The following is a 21,916-nucleotide window of genomic DNA, read 5'->3' as shown; positions in this document are numbered from 1 at the left end:
TCGATCGTCCTGACCATCGAGCACGCACATCGTGCGTCTGGCGGCATTCGCCGACGTCAGCGCCGCTGGTCCGCCCCGGTGGGCTCGGTGGATGCCGGCTCGGTGGGTGCCGGCTCGGTGGATGCCGGCTCGGTGGGTGCCGGCTCGGGGTGGTCGGCGAGCAGCACCTCCCAGGCTTCCATGGTCCGCTCGGTGACCGTGGTCGGCGCCTCCAGGTGGTACGCCCCGCTCGGCAACACCCCGGCACCCGCGTACCGGCTCATCACCGCGAGCTGGGCGGCCACGTCCTCGCCCTGGTGCCCCGGGTCCAGCTGACGCCAGAAGTCGAAGCCGCCGGCCGCGCGCAGCCGCTCGCGGTGGTAGAGCACACAGCCACCGATCCAGGAGATCTTGTACGCCCGCCACTGCCCCGGCGGCAGTCGACGGGCCGCCGTGACGTGCAGCAGGTTGGCCGCGGAGTGGATCTGCGCGCGGGCCCACTCCGGGGTGCCCGGCCGGGGCAGCTCCGGCACCGGCCGCCCGGGCCACTCCTGGTAGCGCCGGTGCGTCTCCGGCCGGACGTCGTCCAGATACGACAGTCCGTGTACGGCGTTGCCGACAAAACCGCAGTCGAGTTCCTGGACGGCGGTGAGCAGCCGGTCGACGGTGCCCGGTTCGAGCCAGACGTCGTCGTCGAGGAAGAGGACGTACCGGGCGGCCGAGGCGTCGAGCAGGTAGGCGCGGTGCTCGGCGAGTCCACGCCGGGGCAGCCGTCGGGTGAGCAGCACCGGGTGGCCCCGGTGTCGGAGCACCCGGACCATCGCGGCCGCCGCCGGCTCCGCCCAGGCCGGCTCCGGACCGTCGGACTGGTCGCTGACCACCACCCCGAAGCCGCCCCCGCTCTCCTCCGTCCCGGCCGGCGGACCGCCCCCGCTCTCCTCCGTCCCGGCCGGCGGACCGGGCGGGCTCTGCTCGATCCCGGCCGGACCGGTCGACCCGGTCGGGGCGGGGTGCTGGGCGGCCAGGCCGGCCAGGGTCACCGCCAGTTCGGCCGGACGGTCACGGGTCGGGATCAGGATGTCCAGCAGCCGGTCCCGGCGGAACGCCGACGGATCACCCGGCTCGATCGGCCGGGTGATCCGGGCCGGCCGGTTCACGCCCGGTGACTCGGGGCGGCGACGGTTTCCGTGGTCTCCCCGGCCTCGACGGCGAGCTGCCGGTTGTCGCCGTACGACCGGATCCGTTCGATCACCGCCGAGGTGGACCGGTCCGGTACGTAGCCGAGGGTCCGAACCTGACCGCCGAGTCGACGTACCAGGGGTGCCTCGGGAACCATCTCCGGCGGGTAGTCGCCGCCCTTGACGTACACGTCGGGGCGGATCGCCTCGATCAGCCCGGTCGGCGAGTCCTCCTCGAAGACCACCACGTGGTCCACACAGGAGAGCGCGGCGAGTACGGCGATCCGGTCCTCGACCGGGTTCACCGGCCGGTCGTCGCCCTTGAGCCGGCGTACGCTGTCGTCCGAGTTGACCGCGACCACCAGCAGGTCACCGAGCCCACGCGCCTGGTCCAGGTAGCGGACGTGCCCGTGGTGCAGGACGTCGAAGCAACCGTTGGTGAAGACGACGCTGCGCCCCTCCGCCCGGTGCCGCGCGACGACCTCCAGCAGGCTGTCGTGGTCGAGCACGGTCCGGGCCGGTGCCTGCGCGGCGACGCCGAGCGCGGCGAGCAGGTCGTCCCGGTGGCAGACACAGGTGCCGGTGTCCGCGACGGTGGTCGTCGCGGCGAGCTGGGCGAGCTGGGCCGCTGTCGGCAGCGGTGCGTCGGCGGCCAGCGCCAACGTCATCGCCGCCAGGTAGGCGTCGCCGGCCCCGACCGCGTAACTGGCCGGCACCGGCGTGGCGTGGCTGCGCCGGGACCGCCCGTCGGCGCCGCCGACCACCGCGCCCTCGGCATCCAGGGTCACCGCCACGACGTCCGCCCCGGTACGTTCCCGCAGCTCGGCGAGGCGGGCCTGGGCGACGACCGCCCGGCTGGCCCCGCCGGCGGCGACCGGACGACCACCGGCACCGCTCGCCGTCTCGTCGCCGGCCACCACGATGTCGTCCCCGGCGACCCCGATTTCGTCGCTGGTCACCGTCAGACCGTCCCCGCTGACCGAACCGCCCCGGTCGTCGGTCGACGTGCCGCCGTCCCCCTCGGTCGGCGGCGTACCCTCCCCGCCGGTGTTCCCACCGCTGTTGGCGGTGATCGGCACGCCGTTGCCGCCGGCCGTCGGCGTGCTGCCGTCGCTGGCCGTCGACGTGCCGTTGTTGCTGGTGATCGTCGTGCTCGGCGCACCGTCGGTGCGCCGGGTGCCGGTGGCGGTGGTGGTGCCGTCCGCGGCGACGCTCACCCGGGTGCCGGCGACCGCCGTCGAGCGCGGATCCGCCCCCGCCGGCGACGGGGCGCTGAGCAGCCGGGCCGCCTCGGCGAAACTCGGGGTCACCACGGTCGGCGCCAGGCCGCGCCAGTACGCCAGGTCGTGGGCGTCCAGCGCCACCGTCGCGTACCGGTCGCGGTTGTGCACCAGCCAGCGGCGTACCGGCTCGGGCAGCGCGCCCAAGCCGTAGTCACAGACCACCAGGGTCGGCGCCTGACCACCGCGGTCGGCACGCAACTCCTCGGTCGCGTGCGCGAGCGCCTGCAGCATCCGCTGCACTCCCTCGTCCGGCAGTGTCTCGTCCGCGTCGCCCTCGTCCTCCCGGAGCAGGATCTGGTCGGCGGCGAGCAGCCGGCGCTTGACCGGTGTCGGCCGACCCGGCTGGCTGATCGTCCGGTCCCAGACTCCGGCCCGGTCCAGGCAGTCGTGCAGTTCGTCTCCGGCGACGTCGGCACCGACCGGCGAGACCAGCGCGGCCACCCCGCCGAGCGCGGTCAGGTTGACAGCGGTGTTCGCAGCCCCACCAGCCGCGCAGAGTCGACGACGCAAGGTGAGGACCGGCGCCGGTGCCTCCCGGCAGAGCCGGTCGGACTCGGCGAACCGCCACTCGTCGAGCATCGCGTCACCGACCACCAGTACGCCCCGCCCCAGCCAGCTCTCCACCACCGCGGCCAGGCGGCGCTGTTCCGCTGCGTCTCTCACCATGTAGCGCGGGTCCCCGGTGCCGGCCAGGACAAACGTGGTCCTTCGGCGACCGCGAAGGGGATGTGACGCGGGCCGCGCCGGACGGGCCGGGGTGTTTCGGCGTCCCCGTACCGGGAAGGACTTTTTCCGGGAGGTGGTGAATCGGAAAACCGCCACAGAGCCCACTTCCACCCCTCGGAAAGGAGATACGAGATGGCAGCCGAGTTGCAGGGCAAGCGGTTCGCGTTCCTGGCCACCGACGGCGTGGAGGAGGTCGAGTACGTCCGACCCCGGGAGGCCGTCGAGGCCGCCGGCGGCCGGGCCGAGCTGGTCTCGCTGAAGCCGGGCACGATCCAGGCCTTCAACCACCTGGACAAATCCCAGCGGTACGACGTCGACGTCACCGTCGCCGGAGCCGACCCGTCCGGGTACGACGGTCTGGTGCTGCCCGGTGGGGTGGCGAACCCGGACGCGCTACGGACCGATCCGGACGTGCTCCGGTTCGTCCGGGCGTTCTTCGACGCGGGCAAGCCGGTCGGGGCGATCTGCCACGCGCCGTGGACGATGATCGACGCGGACGTGGTGAAGGGACGGACCCTGACCTCGTGGCCGAGTCTCCGTACGGACCTGGCGAACGCCGGGGCGCACTGGGTCGACGAGGAGTGTCACGTCGACAACGGCCTGGTGACGAGTCGCAGGCCGGACGACCTGCCGGCGTTCTGCGCCAAACTCGTCGAGGAGTTCGCCGAGGGCCGGCACTGACGGTATCGCCGGCCGCGCCGGGTGGGGTGAGCCGGGTGCCCCGCGACGGGATCAAGCCTGACCGCCCAGGACGGGATCATGCCTGACCGTCGGGAGCGGGGGACCCGGCCCCACCCCGGACCGGGTGCCCAGACCCGGCGCCCCGGCCCGGTCCGCGCAGCCGGCGATCAGCAGTCGTACTGGTGTTCGCGGAGCAGTCGCCGCACGGTGTCCGGGTTGGGGCTGCCGGCTCCCCAGCCGTTGACGTCCTGGCCGTTGACCTCGTCGATGTGCCAGTGGTTGCCGCGCAGTTCACCGGAGTCGCCGGGATGCTCCAACTCGACCGTGCAGGTCTGCGGGTCGTTGTCGGTGTTCACCACCCAGTCGAAGTCGTACGCGACGACCCGCTTCTTCCGCTTCTTCCTGGTGCCGGTGCTCTCCTCGTCGGCCTCCACGGTGACCGAGGTGAAGCCGGCCCTGGTCAGCTTGTCCCGGTACGCCTGCGCGGGGTCACCTCCGCCGCACCCGCCGACCGCCAGGGTGGCGGAGACCGCCGCGACCGCGAGCAGTGCGACTCTCCCCGTGTTCACGTGTCCTCCTTCGCGCCGATCCGTACGCCGGACGGCCATCTGCCTCAGGAGCGTCGACGGTAGGAGGCCCGGTCAACCCGTGGTTCGGATGAGCAGGGCCGACGTCCGGCGCATCATTCGGGCCGGCGTGGGGAGAAAACACCATGAGCACCGCTGAGGACGACCGACCGCAGTTGGGCCGCCGACAGATCAGGCTCCTGATGGTCGGGCTGATGACCGGCATGCTGCTGGCCGCGCTGGACCAGACCATCGTCGGCACCGCGCTGCCGACCATCGTCGGCGAGTTGGGTGGCATCAACCACTACTCGTGGGTGGTCACCGCGTACCTGCTGGCCTCGACCGCCTCGACGCCGCTCTACGGCAAGATGGCCGACCTGCTCGGCCGCCGCCCGGTTTTCCTCTTCTCGATCGGGACCTTCCTGGTCGGCTCGCTGCTGGCCGGACTGTCCCAGAACATGACCCAGCTGATCATCACGCGGGGCATCCAGGGAATCGGTGCCGGTGGTCTGATGACGCTGGCCTTCACCATCATCTCGGACGTGGTGACCCCCCGGGAGCGGGGCCGCTACCAGGGGCTCTTCGGTGCGGTCTTCGGGGTCTCCTCGGTGGCCGGGCCGCTGGTCGGCGGGTACTTCGCCGAGCACGACTGGCGGTGGATCTTCTTCATCAACGTCCCGCTGGCGATTGTCGCGATCATCGTCTGCTACCACGTGATGCGGCTGATCCCGTTCAAGCGTCGCAAGCATGCGATCGACTGGCTCGGCGCGGCGCTGCTGGTCGCCGGGGTGAGCGCGTTGCTGCTCGCGCTGAGCTGGGGCGGCAACGAGTACGCCTGGGGTTCCGGTGTGATCATCGGGCTGTTCGTGGCCGGCGTCGTCCTCGGTGTGGTCTTCCTGCTCCAGGAGTCCCGGGTCGCCGAGCCGATCCTGCCGCTGAGGCTGTTCCGCCGACCCACCTTCGCGCTGGCGAACACCGCCGGCTTTGTCCTCGGTCTGGTGATGTTCGGCTCGATCATTTTCATCCCGCTCTACCTGCAGATCGTCAAGGGCGCCTCCCCGACCAACAGCGGTCTGCTGATGCTGCCGATGATGGCCGGCGTGATCGTCACCTCGGTGCTCTCCGGGCAGGCGATCAGCCGGATCGGCCGGTACAAGTGGTTCCCGGTCGCCGGGGCGGCTGTCCTGGTGCTCGGCATGCTGCTCTTCACCCGGCTGCAGGTCGACTCCCCGCTCTGGGAGGCCTTCATCTACATGGTGCTCATCGGTATCGGGCTCGGCCTCTGCATGCAGCCGCTGGTGCTCGCCGTACAGAACGCGGTGGAGATCCGGGACCTGGGCGCCGGTACGTCCACCGCCACCTTCTTCCGGTCCCTGGGCGGCTCGTTCGGGGTGGCGATCCTCGGCGCGGTCCTCTCCGCCCGGCTCGCCAGCGGGCTCGGTGACCGGCTGCCGGCGGCGGTCGCCCAGCTGCCGCCGGAACAGCGGGGCCAGTTCGCCGACGCCAGCCACGAGATCTCGATCAACGAGCCGGCGAAGATCCTGGCGCTGCCCGCGCCGATCCGCGACGCCATCCAGGAGTCGTTCGTCGGCGCGCTGCACGTCGTCTTCCTGGTCGCCGGTCTGATCGCGATCCTGGCGGTGGCGGTGGCCCTGGCCATGCCGAACCGGGAACTGCGCGGCGCCCCGGGGTCGGCCACCAGCGACCGGTACTCCCGGGAGGGGCACGACGACGCCGCCGCCGACATGGAGGCGAACGCCCAGACGCTGCTCTGACCGGTGGGAATGGGGTCCTTCCTCAGCTCACTTGAGGATGAACTGGTTGGTGCGTTCGAAGGCGGCCAGGTCGGCCAGGATCTCCGACACGTTGGGGGAGAGCGGTTCGGGCAGTTCCCCGTCCGGGAGGAAGAAGCCGGCGTTGGTGGTCTCGTCGGTGGCGGTCAGCAGTTCGCCCGCCCAGGCGTCGACCCGGAAGGCGACCACGAAGAGTTGGTACGTGTCGCCGTACATGTTGGTGAAGGTGCGGTCCGGGCCGGTGTACATGGCGAACGGGGTGACCGCGGTCGCGGTCAGCCCGGTCTCCTCCCACACCTCACGAACCGCGCACTCGGCGATCGACTCGCCCAGTTCCATCGCGCCGGCCGGCAGCGCCCAGTAGCTGTTGTCGGACCGTTCGATCAGCAGCACCCGGCCGGCGGTGTCCCGGACCACCGCCCGGGCGCCGACGAACATCAACGTCCGGTCTCCGGCGAGGGCACGGAGTTGGCCGAGGTACGACTCGGCCCACGGGACACTGCTCATCGTGTTCTGCTCCCGGGTCGGCGGTTGAGCGGGTCACAGACCACGATCGCGCGATCTGATCTCAGCCGTCGAGCCTTTCCCGCAACCACGACACCGGCGCATCGGCGCGGACACCTGGATCGTTTCCCGTACCTTGAGAGACATGTACCACTATACGGGAAGGGGGGTAGCTTCGGATGAGGTCGCCGGAGCCGGGAGGGGTACGACGTGGAGCTGCTGGACTGGGACGCGCGGACCTACGACACGCTGCCGCTGCCGCACCGACGCTGGGGAGCGGACCTGCTGGCCGAGCTGCCGCTGGTCGGCACCGAGACCGTACTCGACCTGGGGTGCGGAACCGGCCGGGACACCGAGCGACTGCTCGCCCGGCTGCCCGTCGGCCGGGTGGTCGCGATCGACGGCTCCGCCCGGATGCTCGCCGAACTGCGCGTCCGGCTGCCGCACGCCGGCGACCGGCTGACCGTGCGGGAGGCCGACCTGCGGGAGCCGTTGCCGCTGGCCGAGCCGGTCGACGCGGCGTTCAGCGTGGCGACCCTGCACTGGCTGCCCGACCACGACACGCTGTTCCGCAGCGTCGCGGCCGCGCTGCGTCCCGGCGGGCGGTTCGTCGCCGAGGGCGGCGGCCGGGGCAACGTGGCCGGCGTACTGCGGGCCCTCGCCGAGGTGACCGGCCGGGACGACGAGGACCGGTTCTGGAATTTCCCGGGGGTCGACGAGACGGTTCGCCGGCTGCGCCGGGCCGGCTTCCCGGACCCCGAGGTGGAGCTGGTCGCGGATCCGGCCCGGCTGCCCGCGGGCGAGCCGCTGGAGGCGTTCCTCGGCACGGTGGTCCTCGGCGCGCACCTGCGGGAGCTGCCGGCGCAACGGCGTCGCCGGTTCGTCCGGGCCGTCGCCGAGCGGCTGCCCGAGCCGGTCGTCGACTACGTACGCCTGCGGATCCACGCCGTCCGTAGCTGAAATCCCTTGTGCCACAGTCGATCCACGCCGTACCCGTCGACAGGTCCGTTGCGGCGGACCCTTTTCCGGGAGGCGTCCGGCGGCGAGGATGTGGGGCGACACGGGAGGAGTGATCACGTGCGGGTGGTTGCGGCAACGGCTACGGGTGGGCCCGAGGTGCTGCGGGTGGTCGAGTGGCCGGATCCGGTCGCCGGACCGGGACAGGTGCTGGTGCGGGTGGGCGCGGCCGGCGTCAACCCCGCCGACCTGGGGGCCCGCGCCGGGTTCATCCCCGGTGGGCCGATCCCGCCGCCGATCGTGCTCGGCTGGGACTTCGCCGGGGAGGTCGTCGCCGTCGGCGACGAGGTGACGGATCTGCGGCCCGGCGACCGGATCGCCGGGATGATCCCGTGGTACCTGACCCGGGGCGCTGGCGGCGCGTACGCCGAACTCGTCGCCGCCGACCGGGACTGGGTGGTCCCGATTCCCGACACGCTCGACCTGGCCGCCGCCGCGACGATCGGCCTGAACGCGCTCACCGCGCGGCAGGCCCTGGAGCTGATGACCCTCGAACCGGGCACGACGGTGCTGGTGACCGGGGCGAGTGGTGGGGTGGGCGGGTTCGCCGCCGAGTTGGCCGTCCGGGCCGGGCACCGGGTGGTCGCGGTCGCCAGCCACGACGACGAGGAGTGGGTGCGCGGACTCGGGGTCGCCGAGGTGCTGCCCCGCTCCGCCGACCTGGCCGGGGTGGGCCCGTTCCCCGCCGTACTCGACGCGGTCCCACTCGGCCCGCCGGCCGGGGTCGCGGTCGCCGACGGGGGCACGCTGGTGACGACCCGGCCGACCCCGCCGCTGGATCCGGCCCGTGGGGTACGACAGCACGTGATCATGATCCAACTGCGGCAGCCGATGCTGACCGAACTGGTGGCCGAGGTGGCCGCCGGCCGGCTGCGTACCCGGGTGGCGAAGACGCTGCCGCTGACCGAGGCGGAGCAGGCGCACCGGCTGGCCGAGGCCGGCGGGACGCGCGGCAAGATCGTGCTGGTGCCGTAGCGGAACGGCCGGCGCCGCCGACAACTGTGGAGCCGGCCGGATCCGTCCCCGATCCGGATGTCACCGGAGACCCCTGCCGCCGGTCGTACCGGTGAGAACCATCAGCGGGCAGGGGACGGTGTGGACGGACAGCAGGCAGTTCGAGAGGTGTACGCCGCCTCGGCGGCGCGCCTGGTGGCGCAGCTCTACGGAGTGACCGGCGACTACGCCGAGGCCCAGGACGCGGTGCACGAGGCGTTCGTCCGGGCGTTGGCCCGACCGGGCCGGTTCCGGCAGGTGGCGAACCCGGAGGCATGGCTGCGGACGGTCGCGCTGAACGTGGCCCGCTCCCGGTACCGGCGGCGGATGGTCTTCGACCGTCTGCTCCGGTCCGGGCGGCTGGCCAACCCGGATTCGGGTCCGGCCGAGTTGTCACCGGACCATGTCGCCCTGGTCGCCGCCCTGCAACGGCTGCCCCGGACGACCCGGGAGTCGGTGGTGCTGTACCACATCGGCGACCTGTCGGTGGCCGAGGTCGCCGCCACTCAGAACTGCTCGGTGGAGGCCGTCAAGACCCGACTGGTCCGCGGGCGGCAGGCGCTCGCCGCCCACCTCGGCGAACCGGACGGCACCCCGACCGGTCCCACGTCCGACCGCGCTGCCGGTCCCGCGTCCGCCGCCGTTGGATCCGGCGCCGCCGGCCGACCGCCGGTGAGGCGGCGATGACCGCTCCGCAGCCGCCCTCGACCGATCCGCGCCACCACCGGAGGAGCAGCATGTCGACACTCGACTTTTCCAGCCTCGACCGTGCTGCCCGGGCCGCCTACAAGCCGCAGTTCGCGGCACTGGAGCGCCGGGCCCGGCACCGGCGACGTACCCGGATGGCGGGGGCGGCACTGCTGGTCGTGGCCGTCACGGTCGGGTCCGGTACGGCGCTGGAACTCGCCTCGGGCGGCGGTACGCCGTACGGCGGGACGATTCCCGGCGTCCGGCTGGAGACCACGCCCGAGTTCATCCCGACGCCAAACCCGAGCGGCAGCCCGGAGGCAGGTCCGCCGAGCGGCCAGATCAGCGGGGCGATGGTCGCCGGCGACCTGCACCACCTCTACATCCGTTACCGCCACTGCCAGGACGGGGACTGCCAGATCCGGGTGGCGGCTACGACCGACCAGGGCGGGAGTTGGCGGACCTGGCCGATGCCGGTCCCGCCGGACAGCATGGTCGACCTGCGCGCGGCCGGCCCGGAGACGCTGGTGGCCTGGGTCCAGGATGCCTCCGGCGACGAGGCGTTTCCCCGGCAGTACTGGTTGTCCAGCCTCGACGGCGGTCGGACCTGGCGGGAGGTGACGGTCCGGGAGGTGCCGGTCCTGCCGGCGGACGCCCGCCCGCTGATGCCGGATCCCGGGACGAACCTGTTCTCGATCGTGGCCGTCGACCCGGCCACCGGAGAACTGCTCCGACTGGCCCGGCCGGTCCGGCTGGGTGCGGCCGAACTGCTCGCCGGTGTCCCGGTCGACGACGGGCTCTGGACGGCCGGCTACACGGACCAGGTCGTCGGCCAGGTCCGTGAACTCGACGGCAGCATCTCGGAGAACAAGGTCACCTTCACCGACCCTGCCATCGAGGTCAGCCACGACGGCGGGCGTACCTGGCGGCGGAACGTGCTGCCGGAGCAGGTCCGGGCCGAGGGGTTCAGCGAGCTCGCGATGGCGGTGCACGGCGACACCGCGTACGTCGTCCTCCGGGACGAGGGCGAGCTGCGGATCTTCCGCAGCACCGACCAGGGCCGCAGTTGGCGGCGTGCGGCGGGTACGGCCCCGGTCGGCGAGCGGATCGTCGAAGCCGGGGTACGCCCCGACGGGACGCTGCTGATCCAGGCCGGGGTGCTGGCCGGCGAGGACCCGGTGATGTACACCAGCGCCGACGGGGGCGAGACCCTCCGTCCGGTCCGGGTCGGCCCGGGCGCCTCGGCGGTCGCCGTACCCGGCGGCTACGCCCAGGCCGACGAGCAGGACCGGACCGGCACCTGGCTCTCCACCGACGGCACCACCTGGTCGTACGTGCCGGCGCCGACGATCTCCTGATCGGCTCGGGACGCGGGGGTGACCGGCCGCCCGGTGCGGCGGTCGGTCACTGGTCGCTGGTGACCACCAGCACCTTGCCGACCGCGGAGTTCTGCACCGCCGTGTGTGCCTCGGCGACGTCCGCCAGCGGGTAGTAGTGCAGGGGCAGGCCGGCGTCGATGCCGACCCGGAGCACGCCGGCCGCCGCGCCGGCGGCCACGTCCTCGACGGCCTGGGCCTTGGCCACCGCCGGCAGGGTGTAGACCAGGACCCCCTGCCACCGCACGTTCGAGATCATTATCGGGCGTACCGGCAGGGTGAGCGGCTTCCCGTCGTCGTCGGCGTACACCGCGACCGCGCCGGCGGGACCGATCACCTGGGCGTCGATCTCGGCGTTGCGCGCGGCGGCCACCTCGACGATCGCGTCCACGCCGTGCGGGGCGATCTTTCGGACCTCGGCCACCACGTCCTCGTCCCGGTAGTTGATCACGTACGAGGCCCCGGCCGCGACCGCGAGCTGGGCCTTCTCGGCGCTGCTGACCGTGGTGATGACGGTGGCGTCGGCCCACCGGGCCAGCTGGATCGCCGCGTTGCCGACCGCGCCGGCCCCGCCCTGCACCAGAACCGTGCGTCCGGTGAGCGCGCCGACGTCGATCCGGTCCGGCATGGTCTCGCCGACGGTGAGGCAGCGGTGCGCGGTCAGGAACGGGATGCCGAGGCTCGCCCCCAGGTCGAACGAGGCCGCGCCGAGGCGTACCACCTGGCGGACCGGGACCAGGGTGTACTCGGTAGCCGTCCCCCAGGGACGCTGCCAGGCCGCCTCCCAGATCCACACCCGCTCGCCGAGCAGCTTGGCGTCGACCCCGGTGCCGACCGCCTCGATCACGCCGGCGCCGTCCTGGTTCGGGATCTGCCAGCCGCCCTTCGGCGCGGCCCCAGACCCGTCACCCTGGCGGGACTTCCAGTCGGTGGGGTTGACCCCGGAGACGGCCACCCGGACCAGCACCTCACCCGGTCCGGGTTCGGGTACCTCCCGGTCGACCACCTCCAGCACCGACGGATCACCGGTACGGCGGTAGACGGCTGCCCTCATCCTCGACTCCTCACCCGGTGCGGCCGATCCGGATCACCTTCTCATCCCTGTCCGCTCATCCCCGCCCCGCTCCCGCTCCATCCTGCTCCCGGACCGGGGCCCCTGCGCCCGGACGGGCGACAAAGAACACGGATCGGAAACCCGGCCAGGGATTGTTCAGGTTTGTCGGGTAGGACTGACGGGCAAGGGTCGTTCGGGGCGAACCGCCCGGGGAGTGTGGAGAGAGGCCGATGACACCGTCACCCGACACCGCGGCCACGGCTCCGGCCCGGTCCGCGGAGGGGGTCGACGTGCCCGGTACGCCCCCGACCGGCCACACACCCCCGGCCGCCGCCCGTCCTCGGAGCGGCGGGCGGGAGCGTTATCTCGACATGTGGCGGGCGGCCGCGCTCGTCCGGGTGGTGACGTACCACGTCCTCGGCTGGATCTGGCTGACCGTGCTGTTCCCCGCGATGGGCCTGATGTTCGCCCTCGCCGGGTCGCTGATGGCCAACTCGCTGGACCGGACCGGTACCAGCGCGGTACGCCGCCGGCTGCGCCGGCTGCTCCCACCGCTGTGGGGCTTCGCCACGGTGGCGGTGACCCTGCTGCTGGTGGCCGGCTGGCACACCGCTCCGGCGGCCCGGCTCGGCTGGGGTGAACTCGTCTGGTGGATCTTCCCCGCCCGTACGCCACCGGTCAGTGACCAGCCCTGGGCGTGGGCGTACAACACCGTACTCTGGTACATCGTCACGTACCTGTGGCTGGTGCTGCTCTCGCCGCTGCTGCGGCCGGCGTTCCGGCGTTGGCCCTGGCAGATCCTGGCGGCGGCGGCCGCCCTGCCGATCGCCTTCCGGTTCGACATCGTGAACGTCGGCGGCTACTTCAACGAACAGGCCACGAACGTCAGCTCGTACCTGGCCTGCTGGCTGCTCGGCTTCGCCCACCACGACGGGCTGCTGCGCCGGATCCCGGCCCGGCGGTACGCGCTCGCCGTCCTCGGGCTCGCGGTGACCGGCGCCACCTGGGTGCTGTACCTCGGCTGGTCGACCGGCAACTACGACCTGAACCGGATGCAGGGCGCCAACACCCTCTGGTCGTTGGCCTTCATCGCGGCGGTGTTCCGGTTCCGTCCCCGGCTCGACTGGCTGGGGCGGATCCGTCCGCTGGACCGCCTCGTCGAGCTGCTGAACGCCCGCGCGGTGACGATCTACCTGTGGCACCTGCCGGCCGGCGTGCTCGCCGGATCGCTGATCGCCCCGGTCGCGCTCTCCGGCGGGTGGCTGACGAACATCGTCTTCCGGCTGGCCGTCGTCTGGGCGCTGGTCGCCGTCGCGGTGGCGCTGTTCGGCTGGATCGAGGACCTGGCGGCCCGGCGCCGGCCGGCGCTGATTCCGGCCCGGGTCAGCCCGGCCCGCCCCCGGCCGTCCCGGGGTGCCGTTCCGGCTCCGGTGGTCGCCGCGAGCGCGGTCAGCCCGGCTCCGGCCGTCACGGCCGCCGAGGTCGGCCCGGCTCCGGGCGCGGCCGTTCCGGCGGTACGCCGTCCGGTCCGGCCCGCCACCTCGGGCGTCCGCTGGCACGGGGCGATGGTCTCCACGGTGGGCCTGCTGGCCGCCGGCCTCGGGATCATGGCCGTCAACCTCTGGCCGGGGGTGACGACCCGTACTCCGCAGGCGGTCCGGCAGGAGGTCACCTATCCCCTGTCGGATCTTCCGATGCTGGTCGACGGGCTCTCCGCGGAGGCGAAGTCGGTGCCGCTGGTGACCGCGGAATCCCCGACCACGACAGACCGTCCGACCGTACCGCCGGGCGGGGTGACCCTGCACGGCGAAGTCTTTCCGCGGGCGGTCCTCACCGCCGCACCCAGCCGGCTGCGGGTCCAACCGCCGGCCGGTTGCGAGCGCCTCCAGGCGGTGATCGACGTCAAGGCCGACGACGCGCAGGTCACCTTCGCGGTCCGGGCCGACGACGTGACCGTCTTCGAGTCCGGGGTACGCGGTCCGGCGGACGGCGCGGAGCGGATCGACGTCGACGTCACCCGGGCCAGCTACGTCGACCTGGTCACCAGCAGCACGTCCGGCGGCGCCGTCGGTGTCTGGGCCGACCCACGTTTCGTCTGCGCCACCTGACCGTCGCCGGGTGACCGGTCGCCCCCGCCGGTCGCCCGAGCGGTGGTGGCCGGCGCCGGCCGCCGTTGTCCTGGCGGTGGTGGCCGGCGCCGGCCGCCGTTGTCCGAGCGGCGGGCGGGCCGGCTCAGCGGGACCGGAGCACCACGTCCTTGCCGAGATCACCCCAGCCGGTCTCGCGGGCCCGCGCCACGGCGTCCCGGAGTTGTGCCTCGTCCACCGGCTGTTCGACGCCACCACGTTGCAGCGCCACGGCGAAGCGCGTGGCCAGGTAACCCAGCAGGTCGTCGTCGGCGTGCAGCACCTCGCAGATGCCGGCGACCCGGCGGCCGTGGAACAGGCCGGTCATCCCCTCCAGCGCGGCCTGCTCGTGTCCCTCCACGTCGATCTTGAACAGTACGGTGTCGTCGGTGTGCAGCCGGATCCGTTCGTCCAACCGGAAGCACTCCACCTCCACACCCCGGCTGTTCGGCACCCGCAGGGACGCCACCCCGGTGTGTTCGTGCAGGTAGAGCTGGGCGGTCCCGGGGCGGTCGCTGGCCGCCCCGGCGTGCAGTACGGTGCCCGGGTAGTCGGCCGAGGCCGTCGCGACGGTCTTGCGCAGCCACGGCAGCACGGCCGGATTCGGTTCGACCAGGTGCAGTTCCCGCAGCCCGTAGTACGACGTGCTGAAGGCCACCTCGCCGTAGTTGGCGCCGACGTCGATGGCGACGGTCGGGCGTACCTCGGTCACCAGGCGGCGCCAGGCGGCGACCGCGTTGCGGTCCAGGTTCCCCTTGTAGACGGCGAGTTCGGTGCCGCGGCTGTCGGTGTGGTCGGCGTGCAGGACGACGCCGATCTCGTTGCGGAAGGCTCCGTCCCGGGTGCGGAGGGCGATTCGATGGGCGGCTCGACGGACGTGGTGCGCGCCGGACTGGTGGAAGGCGCGGCGGAGCGTCGATCGAAAAGTTGGCATACCGTTTTACCGTTCTCGTTGCTCGTGAAGGTGTTGACGGACTGGTGGCCGGCGGGCCGGCTGCGTCAGCTACCTCCTCCGGTAGGTCTGCTCCGACCGGCATCGTAAGCAGATAACTACCTAGAGCAACAGATTTGATGCCGTGGCAAGTGATATGCGGAAATGTCTCGGATTAGCCGTAGGCCGGATGTGCTCGCCGGGCCGGTACCCCGAAACGCGCTGTCCCGGACGGCGACCGGCCTGCCTGGAGCACCTGCCGACCATTCGTAGCCGGATCACCGAACGGGGCCGACGCGCGCGGGATACCCACGACGGGCCGGCGCGACCCTGACGGATAGCCGACACGCCGGAACGGCCGGCGGTCGCCCGAGCCTGATCCGGTCCTGATTGACGGAAAGCCGGTGTGGTGAGGGGCCCGGCGGCGAGAATGGGGCCATGCGGGCGGTGCTGATGCGGCGCAACGGTGGACCCGAGGTCCTGGAGGTCGTCGACACGGCCGATCCGGAACCCGCCACCGATCAGCTCCTCGTCGAGGTCACCGCCGCCGGGGTCAACTTCGCCGACGTCTACCAGCGTCAGGGGACCCCACCGTACGGCGGCGAACTGCCGGCGGTACCCGGCCAGGAGGGGGCCGGCACGGTCCTGGCGGTCGGGCCGGACGTGGAGGGCTTCGCGGCGGGGGACCGGGTCGCCTGGACCGGCGTACCGGGCAGTTACGCCGCCCGGGTCGCGGTGCCGGCCGCCCGGGCGGTGCCGGTGCCGGCGCAGGTCGACCTCAAGGTCGCGGCGGCGGTGCTGCTGCAGGGGATGACCGCGCACTATCTGTCGCACACCACCTATCCGGTGGCGACCGCCGATCCGGTGGTGGTGCACGCCGCCGCCGGCGGGGTCGGGCTGCTGCTGACCCAGTTGGTCAAGCTGCGCGGCGGCACGGTGGTCGGCACCACCTCGACCGAGCAGAAGGCGGACCTGGCCCGCGAGGCCGGCGCCGACCACGTCGCCCGGTACGACACCTTTGTCGACGTGGTCCACGAGGTCACCGGGGGCGCCGGCGCGGCCGTGGTCTACGACGGTGTCGGCCGGGCCACCTTCGATCAGAGTCTCGCCGCGTTGCGCCGCCGGGGCCTGCTGGTCCTCTACGGCGCGTCCAGCGGTGACGTGCCACCGCTGGACACCGCCCGGCTCGCCGCCGGCGGGTCGCTCTACCTGACCCGGCCGAGCCTGCCGACGCACATCGCCACCCGGGACGAGCTGCTGAAACGGGCCGCCGACGTCTTCGGCTGGATCGCCGAGGGGCGGTTGACGGTGCGGATCGGCGGGACGTACCCGCTCACCGACGCCTCCCGGGCGCACGCCGACCTGGAGGGGCGGCGGACCAGCGGCAAGGTACTGCTGTTGCCGAGCTGAGGCCGGGCGGCCCCGGCAGGTGGCGCGGACGGGTGTCAGCAGGTGGAGTGGATGAGCGCGCCGACGGGTTCCGCGGCGGCGGCGAGCGCGTTGTAGCGCTCGACCGCCTCGTCGGTCCGGGCGACGTGTACCTCGACGCCGCGTTCGGCGAGGAAGCCCAGGGTGGCCGGGGCGACCCGGAGCTGCCCGTCGAAGCCCTCGGCGAGTACCAGCCGGGTGGCCCCGTTGGCGAGCAGTTCCTCGACGTCGGCGGGCTGGATGCCCGGCTCGTGCCGGGTGCCGGTCTCGGTCCAGTCCCAGGGCCGGCCGCCGCCGGGCCAGAGCTTGAAGTCCTTGCCCTCGCCGACCCCGTCGACCACCATCCGACCCCGGGTGATCTCGACGATCCGTGGCGACCGGGCCGGCGGCACGGTCTCCTCGGTCAGTTCGGTGATGTCGCCGAGGATCACCGCGGCGAGCTGTTCGGCGTCCGGGTCCAGGGGGTACGACCCGTGCGGCACCGCCACCACCCGCATCCCGGCCGCGGCGGCCGACCGTACGCCGTTGCTGGAGTCCTCGATCGCGACGCACCGACCGGCCGGTACGCCGAGCCGCTCGGCGACCGTGCGGTAGACGTCCGGTGCCGGTTTGCCCCGGGCCACCTCCTCGGTGGAGAGGGTGACCCGGAACGCGTCGGTCAGTCCGGTGGTGGCCAGGGTGACCTCGATCAGCCGGGTCGGTGCGGAGCTGGCCAGGCCGAGCGGCCAGTGTCCGGCGAGTCGGCGGACCACCTCGACGGCACCGTCGATCACCGGCAGGTGCTGCCGGTACTCGGCGGCCATCTCCTCGACGACGTCGCCGGCGATCCGCTCCGGCGGGCCGGTCACGCCGAGTTCGTCGTGCAGGTAGGCGGCCCATTCGCCGGTGCTCATCCCCATCAGCCGGCGCTGGGTGTCGGGCTGCCACCGGCCGCCCCGGGTCTCGACGTACCGCCGTCGGACCCGTTCCCAGACCGGCTCGGAGTCCACCAGTACGCCGTCCAGGTCGAAGATCACCGCGTCCACCACGGTTCCATCCTGCCGCATCCGCCGGGGTGGTTCAGGACTCCGGCAGCAGGCGGTTCACCATGACCTCGATCAGCTCGTCGAGCGGGTACGGCGTCAGCAGGTCGGGCACGGTGAGGTCGTCGATGATCAGCCCGAGCATGGCGAGGTAGAGCAGCACCACCCCGGTACGGCCACCGGGCAGCCCGGCGTCGAGGTGGAACCGTACGTTGCCCTCCAGTTCCTCGCCGGAGAAGCGGGCCAGCTCGGTGTGCAGTTCGGGGCGGCGGGTCGCCTCCAGGCGCAGTTCCAGCATGGCCAGGTGGACGCTGCGTTCCCGGCGCATCCGCTCGACGAGCTGCCGCATCAGCGTACGGACGAGGTCATGGCCGGGCGGGGCGGCCATGGTGTCGGCCAGGTCGGCCGGGTCCGGGGTGAGTCGTTCACGGGTCCGGCGTAGGACCTGACCCAGCAACTGGGTCCGGTTGGCGAAGTAGTTGGAGGCGGTGCCGGTGGGCACGCCCGCCTCGGTGTCGACGGCCCGCAGGGTCAGCCCGCGTGACCCCTCCCGGGCGAGGACCTCGATGGCGGCGTCGAGCAGTGCGGTACGGCGGGCGGGGTTCTGTCGCATGGCGCTCTCCAGGTAGGTCACTTGACACCACTGCAGTCACAGTACTAATTTCAGATCACTGCAACCACAGTACTTTGACTAAAGTGCTCAAGTCGACGATGGGACAACCGGATGCGCAAACTGACCTACTACGTGGCGGTCACCCTGGACGGTTTCATCGCTGGCCCGGGCGGGGAGTTCGACTTCTTCCCGTTCGAGGGGGAGTTCGCGGCGGAGATCCTCACCGAGTTTCCCGAGACCATTCCCGGGCACGCCCGGGAGCCGTTGGGCCTGACCGGGGTCCAGAACAAGCGGTTCGACACCGTGGTGATGGGGCGCGGGACGTACGAGCCCGCGTTGCGGATCGGCGTCACCAGCCCGTACCCGCAACTGCGCCAGTACGTCGTCTCCACCACCCTGACCTCCACCGATCCCGAGGTGCGGATCGTCTCCGGCGACCCCGTCGAGTTCGTCCGCGACCTGAAGCGGGGCGAGGGTGGCGGCATCTGGTTGGCCGGTGGCGGAAAACTGGCCGGTGCGCTGCTCGACGAGATCGACGAGCTGATCGTCAAGCGGAGCCCGATCGTCGCCGGCGCGGGCATTCCGATGTTCGACGCCGCCTTCGGGCCGGTCCGGTTCGCACCGGTCGACACCCGAGGCTTTGCCGAGGGCGTCACCATCAGCACCTACACCCGGATGTGAAACGGGGTTCCGCCGAGACGGTCGGCGGCGGGTGTCGGGTTCAGTCGGGGCGGCCGGCGGTCGCGGGCGTCCCGTTCGTCTCGGGGCGGGCGGCGAGCAGTCCGAGTTCGCTGGCGCGTACCCCGGCCTGGAAGCGGGACCCGGCGCCGAGCAGGGACATCAGCTCGGCGACCCGCCGTCGGTACGTACGCAGCGGCAGATCGAGCTGTCGGGCCGCCGTCTCGTCCTTGAGACCGGCCCGGAGCCGACGCAGGATCTCCCGGCTCTGCTCCGAGATCTCCGGCGGCTGGTCACGCGCGAAGTCGGCCAACTCCGTCGCCGCCTCCCAGGCGGCCCAGAACAGCGCGGCGACGCTCCGGATCACCTCCGGCGCCTGGACGACGGTGAAGGTGCGGTCCCGGGTCGAGGGCTCGCCGGCCAGGATCAACACCCGGCGGTCGATCATGATGACCTCGTGCGGCAGCGGCGGGACCGAGATCCGCACCTCGACCCCGGAACCGGCCACCGCCCGGAGGTGACCCGCACTCTCCTCGTCGGCCAGCGCAGACGGGCGGAACAGTTTGCAGATCCGCAGGCCGGCGGGGCGACGTTCACGTACCGCCCGGCCGATCGCCCGCCCGATCTCCCGGCCGGACCAGGTGCTCAGATCGGTGGCCGCGCAGGCGAACTCGGTCCGGGCCCGGCGAAGAGGTGCCCGGCCAGTCGATCACCTCGGACCGGATGACCCGGGTCGCGGCCCGGCACGGGGCCACCCCGGCCCAGGTCGCGCTGGCCTGGCTGCTCGACCTTTCGCCGGCCACCCTCGCGATCCCGGGCACCTCCTCGCCGAGTCACCTGGACGAGAACATCGCCGCCGCCGCGCTGCGGCTGAGCCCGGCCGACCGGACCGAGTTGGCCGGCGAGGGCTGAGCCGGGCCGGCGACGGCTCAGCTGCTACGCCGCCGTGCGGCTGAGCCCGACTGACGGCCGCCAGCCGACAGTCGGGTATCGGACCGAGGTTACTGACTGTTCACTCAGCTCCGAGATGATGTTCGACATTGGTGTCGATCATTGTTTTCAGGGGGCTGGGATGCGAAGACTGATCAGGTTCCGAGCTCTGGTGGCGGCCGCGTCGGCGACCGTCGGCGTCGTCGCGGCCGCCCCGCCCGGGTACGCGGCCCCGGCCCCGGCGCCGTCGGCGGTGGTCCGGGCGGCCGCGATACCGGAGCCCTGCCCGGAGGGCGGGGCCGACTGCGTGGACGACACCATCGCCGAGCTGGGCCGCCGGTTCGCCGGCCTCGGGCGGGCCTGCGCCCACCACACCACCTTCACCCTCGCCTACCTGCGTACCACCCAGGGCTTCAAGTGGGGCCGCGACCAGGGGCTCTTCACCGACAACCGGTGGGTCAACCGGGAAGGCGCGCTCTTCGCCGAGTACTACTACCGGGCGTACGACGACTGGGCCGGCGGCCGGCGTTCGGCGGTGCCGGCGGCCTGGCTCGCCGCCCTCGACGCGGCCCGGGACCGGCGGCTCACCGGCGCCGGTGACCTGATGCTGGGAATGAGCGCGCACATCAACCGGGACCTGCCGTACGTCCTCGAACAGGTCGGACTGACCAGGCCGGACGGCAGCAGTCGCAAGCCCGACCACGACCGGGTCAACGAGATCCTCGCCCAACTGGTGGACCCGCTGCTCGCCGAACTGATCGCCCGGTACGACCGGGCGGGCTTCGACGTCGGCATCCCGCCGGACCTGGTCCTCGGAATGCTCGTCGGCTGGCGCGAACAGGCCTGGCGCAACGCGGTACGGCTGACCAACGCCCGTAACCCGTTCACCCGGGCGATCGTCGAGTTCGACATCGAGTCCAGCGCGGTGGCGACCGCCGCCGGACTGGCGACGTTGACCAGCTACCTGCCACCGGTGACCGGGCCGGGGCCCCGGGCCGCGTACTGCGCGGCGCACCACGCCGACCCGCCGCCGGTCGCGTACCCGTTCGGGCTGCCGCCGGCCTACTGAGCCGGCCGACCAGATCGTCGTCGCCGGGTCCCGTACCGCCGGCCCGGCGACGACCCCACGCAGCGGTGGGTCAGGCGGACTTGCGGGTGGTGGACTTCTTGGCGGCGGTCTTCTTCGCCGGGGTCACCTTCTTCGCGCCCGACTTCGCCGCGCCGGTCTTCTTCGCGGCCGTCTTCTTCGCCCCGCCGCCGCCCGCCCCGCCGCCGGACTCGCCGACCGCCTTCTTCGCCGGCGCCTTCTTCGCACCGGCCTTCTTGGCGGCCGCCGCCTTCTGCGCCGACTTCGCCGCCGAGATCGGGGTCGGCTTGCCGGCACCGCCGCCGGCCGGTGCCTCGCCCCGGGCCGCCCGGGCCCGGTCCACCGAGGCGCGCAGCGCGGCCATCAGGTCGATCGCGGCGGCCGGCGCCTCCTCGACCTCCTCCGGCTGCACCACCTGCCGTCCCTCCACCTTGGCGTCGATGACCTCCTGCAACGCCGCCCGGTAGTCGTCGGTGAAGACATCCGGCTCGAACTCCCCGGCCATCGAGTCGATCAGCGAACTCGCCATCGCCAGCTCCGGCGGCCGTACCTTGATGTCCTCGTCCAGGAAGCCGAAACCCGGCTGCCGGATCTCGTCGGGCCAGAGCATCGTGTTGAGCAGCAGCACACCCTCGCGGACCCGCAGGGTGGCGAGCTGTTCCCGCTGCCGCAGCGCCACCTTGACGATCGCCACCCGCTCCGAGTCGGTCAGCGCGTCCCGCAGCAGCACGTACGGCTTGGTCGCGGCGCTCTCCGGCTCCAGGAAGTACGCCTTGTTGTAGAGGATCGGATCGACCTGCTCCGCCGGCACGAACTCCAGTACGTCGATCGCGTGCGAGGTGCTCAACGGCAGCTCGGCGAAGTCGTCGTCGGTGAGGATGACCATCTCGCCGCCGCCGATGTCGTACCCCTTGGCGATGTCGTCGTAGCTGACCTCCTCGCCGTCGATCGAGCAGACCCGCTTGTACCGGATCCGGCCGCCGTCGGTGCGGTGCACCTGGTGGAAGCGGATGTCCTTCTCCTCGGTCGCCGAATAGACCCGGACCCCGATGGAGACCAGGCCGAACGAGACCGCGCCGCGCCAGATAGCCCGCATGACCCGCACCTACCCCATCCGGGCGCCAGATTCACCCGACCGAGTGAAAGAACCCCCGTGACCAGTCGGTACCACCCGTCCGCGTCGTACCGAACACTGCTGCTCAGGACCAGAATCGCATCGATCGAATCAGCCCGCGAGGCTTTCGGCGCGGTCCTAGAGTGAGGA

20 protein-coding genes and 2 pseudogenes are annotated in these 21,916 nt (G+C 72.4%); 11 read left to right on the top strand and 11 right to left on the bottom strand.

The window, feature by feature from the left end:
* Positions 1–158: 158 nt before the first annotated feature.
* Positions 159–1,118 (bottom strand): annotated as a pseudogene (locus tag ABGB05_RS09230) (glycosyltransferase); the annotation flags it as partial.
* A 14-nt stretch (positions 1,119–1,132) separates the two neighbouring features.
* Positions 1,133–3,106: a D-glycero-beta-D-manno-heptose 1-phosphate adenylyltransferase gene (gene rfaE2 / locus ABGB05_RS09225; protein WP_347652783.1), complete on the bottom strand. Its 1,974-nt coding sequence runs from the start codon at positions 3,104–3,106 to the stop codon at positions 1,133–1,135.
* 192 nt (positions 3,107–3,298) lie between these two features.
* Between rfaE2 and ABGB05_RS09220 the strand changes: the two genes are divergently transcribed.
* Positions 3,299–3,847 carry a type 1 glutamine amidotransferase domain-containing protein gene (locus ABGB05_RS09220; protein WP_347652782.1) on the top strand — a complete coding sequence of 183 codons (549 nt, stop codon included), beginning with the start codon at positions 3,299–3,301 and terminating at the stop codon, positions 3,845–3,847.
* A 167-nt stretch (positions 3,848–4,014) separates the two neighbouring features.
* On the opposite strand, the gene ABGB05_RS09215 is transcribed toward ABGB05_RS09220, so the two are convergent.
* Positions 4,015–4,416 carry a hypothetical protein gene (locus tag ABGB05_RS09215; RefSeq protein WP_347652781.1) on the bottom strand — a complete coding sequence of 134 codons (402 nt, stop codon included), beginning with the start codon at positions 4,414–4,416 and terminating at the stop codon, positions 4,015–4,017.
* A 143-nt stretch (positions 4,417–4,559) separates the two neighbouring features.
* Between ABGB05_RS09215 and ABGB05_RS09210 the strand changes: the two genes are divergently transcribed.
* Entirely contained in the window at positions 4,560–6,188 is a 1,629-nt protein-coding gene (locus tag ABGB05_RS09210) for an MDR family MFS transporter (RefSeq protein ID WP_347652780.1), read from the top strand.
* A gap of 27 nt (positions 6,189–6,215) precedes the next feature.
* On the opposite strand, the gene ABGB05_RS09205 is transcribed toward ABGB05_RS09210, so the two are convergent.
* The gene (locus tag ABGB05_RS09205) at positions 6,216–6,713 is read right to left on the bottom strand and encodes an NUDIX domain-containing protein (protein WP_347652779.1); all 498 of its coding nucleotides are present in this window, start codon (positions 6,711–6,713) and stop codon (positions 6,216–6,218) included.
* A gap of 207 nt (positions 6,714–6,920) precedes the next feature.
* Here ABGB05_RS09205 and ABGB05_RS09200 point away from each other — a divergent pair, with 207 nt between their 5' ends.
* The 4 genes from ABGB05_RS09200 to ABGB05_RS09185 all read left to right on the top strand — a co-directional run bounded on the left by ABGB05_RS09200 (position 6,921) and on the right by ABGB05_RS09185 (position 10,765).
* Positions 6,921–7,670, top strand: coding sequence for a methyltransferase domain-containing protein (locus tag ABGB05_RS09200; protein ID WP_347652778.1), 750 nt, complete (start codon positions 6,921–6,923; stop codon positions 7,668–7,670).
* Positions 7,671–7,787: 117 nt separating this feature from the next.
* Complete coding sequence (locus ABGB05_RS09195; RefSeq protein WP_347652777.1) at positions 7,788–8,702, top strand: NADP-dependent oxidoreductase; 915 nt, start codon at positions 7,788–7,790, stop codon at positions 8,700–8,702.
* 120 nt (positions 8,703–8,822) lie between these two features.
* Positions 8,823–9,407, top strand: coding sequence for an RNA polymerase sigma factor (locus ABGB05_RS09190; RefSeq protein ID WP_347652776.1), 585 nt, complete (start codon positions 8,823–8,825; stop codon positions 9,405–9,407).
* Between the two features lie 50 nt (positions 9,408–9,457).
* Entirely contained in the window at positions 9,458–10,765 is a 1,308-nt protein-coding gene (locus ABGB05_RS09185) for a sialidase family protein (protein WP_347652775.1), read from the top strand.
* Positions 10,766–10,811: 46 nt separating this feature from the next.
* Here the strand turns inward: ABGB05_RS09185 and ABGB05_RS09180 are convergent, their stop codons facing one another.
* Complete coding sequence (locus ABGB05_RS09180) at positions 10,812–11,837, bottom strand: NADPH:quinone reductase (RefSeq protein ID WP_347652774.1); 1,026 nt, start codon at positions 11,835–11,837, stop codon at positions 10,812–10,814.
* A gap of 230 nt (positions 11,838–12,067) precedes the next feature.
* Between ABGB05_RS09180 and ABGB05_RS09175 the strand changes: the two genes are divergently transcribed.
* Positions 12,068–13,945: an acyltransferase family protein gene (locus ABGB05_RS09175; RefSeq protein ID WP_347652773.1), complete on the top strand. Its 1,878-nt coding sequence runs from the start codon at positions 12,068–12,070 to the stop codon at positions 13,943–13,945.
* Between the two features lie 124 nt (positions 13,946–14,069).
* On the opposite strand, the gene ABGB05_RS09170 is transcribed toward ABGB05_RS09175, so the two are convergent.
* Positions 14,070–14,897 (bottom strand): FkbM family methyltransferase, encoded by an 828-nt coding sequence (locus ABGB05_RS09170; protein ID WP_347652772.1) that lies wholly within the window; start codon positions 14,895–14,897, stop codon positions 14,070–14,072.
* A gap of 435 nt (positions 14,898–15,332) precedes the next feature.
* On the opposite strand from ABGB05_RS09170, the gene ABGB05_RS09165 reads away from it, so the two are divergent.
* Complete coding sequence (locus ABGB05_RS09165) at positions 15,333–16,304, top strand: quinone oxidoreductase (RefSeq protein WP_347652771.1); 972 nt, start codon at positions 15,333–15,335, stop codon at positions 16,302–16,304.
* Positions 16,305–16,339: 35 nt separating this feature from the next.
* On the opposite strand, the gene ABGB05_RS09160 is transcribed toward ABGB05_RS09165, so the two are convergent.
* The 3 genes and pseudogenes from ABGB05_RS09160 to ABGB05_RS09150 all read right to left on the bottom strand — a co-directional run bounded on the left by ABGB05_RS09160 (position 16,340) and on the right by ABGB05_RS09150 (position 17,957).
* Positions 16,340–16,714 (bottom strand): Mth938-like domain-containing protein, encoded by a 375-nt coding sequence (locus ABGB05_RS09160; RefSeq protein WP_347652868.1) that lies wholly within the window; start codon positions 16,712–16,714, stop codon positions 16,340–16,342.
* Positions 16,712–17,368: pseudogene (locus tag ABGB05_RS09155) on the bottom strand (HAD family phosphatase); the annotation flags it as partial. The pseudogene ABGB05_RS09155 and the gene ABGB05_RS09160, both read right to left, overlap by 3 nt.
* A gap of 13 nt (positions 17,369–17,381) precedes the next feature.
* Positions 17,382–17,957, bottom strand: coding sequence for a TetR family transcriptional regulator (locus tag ABGB05_RS09150; protein ID WP_347652770.1), 576 nt, complete (start codon positions 17,955–17,957; stop codon positions 17,382–17,384).
* 111 nt (positions 17,958–18,068) lie between these two features.
* Here ABGB05_RS09150 and ABGB05_RS09145 point away from each other — a divergent pair, with 111 nt between their 5' ends.
* Positions 18,069–18,638, top strand: a complete 570-nt coding sequence (locus tag ABGB05_RS09145) for a dihydrofolate reductase family protein (protein WP_347652769.1) — start codon at positions 18,069–18,071, stop codon at positions 18,636–18,638.
* Positions 18,639–18,678: 40 nt separating this feature from the next.
* On the opposite strand, the gene ABGB05_RS09140 is transcribed toward ABGB05_RS09145, so the two are convergent.
* A complete protein-coding gene (locus tag ABGB05_RS09140; protein WP_347652768.1) occupies positions 18,679–19,143 on the bottom strand; it encodes a hypothetical protein in 465 nt (154 codons plus the stop codon).
* 185 nt (positions 19,144–19,328) lie between these two features.
* Here ABGB05_RS09140 and ABGB05_RS09135 point away from each other — a divergent pair, with 185 nt between their 5' ends.
* Both ABGB05_RS09135 and ABGB05_RS09130 read left to right on the top strand, forming a co-directional pair.
* Positions 19,329–19,547, top strand: a complete 219-nt coding sequence (locus tag ABGB05_RS09135) for an aldo/keto reductase (RefSeq protein ID WP_347652767.1) — start codon at positions 19,329–19,331, stop codon at positions 19,545–19,547.
* A gap of 160 nt (positions 19,548–19,707) precedes the next feature.
* Positions 19,708–20,634 carry a DUF5995 family protein gene (locus ABGB05_RS09130; RefSeq protein ID WP_347652766.1) on the top strand — a complete coding sequence of 309 codons (927 nt, stop codon included), beginning with the start codon at positions 19,708–19,710 and terminating at the stop codon, positions 20,632–20,634.
* A 70-nt stretch (positions 20,635–20,704) separates the two neighbouring features.
* Here ABGB05_RS09130 and ABGB05_RS09125 read toward each other — a convergent pair whose 3' ends face one another.
* Positions 20,705–21,748: a Ku protein gene (locus ABGB05_RS09125; RefSeq protein WP_347652765.1), complete on the bottom strand. Its 1,044-nt coding sequence runs from the start codon at positions 21,746–21,748 to the stop codon at positions 20,705–20,707.
* Positions 21,749–21,916: the final 168 nt, after the last annotated feature.

Origin of the sequence: Plantactinospora sp. B5E13 (genome assembly GCF_039871775.1) — a bacterium.
In the GTDB taxonomy this organism is placed as follows: Bacteria; Actinomycetota; Actinomycetes; order Mycobacteriales; family Micromonosporaceae; genus Plantactinospora.
Note: the sequence above shows the minus strand (reverse complement) of the source record. Positions and strands in the feature narration are given on the sequence as shown.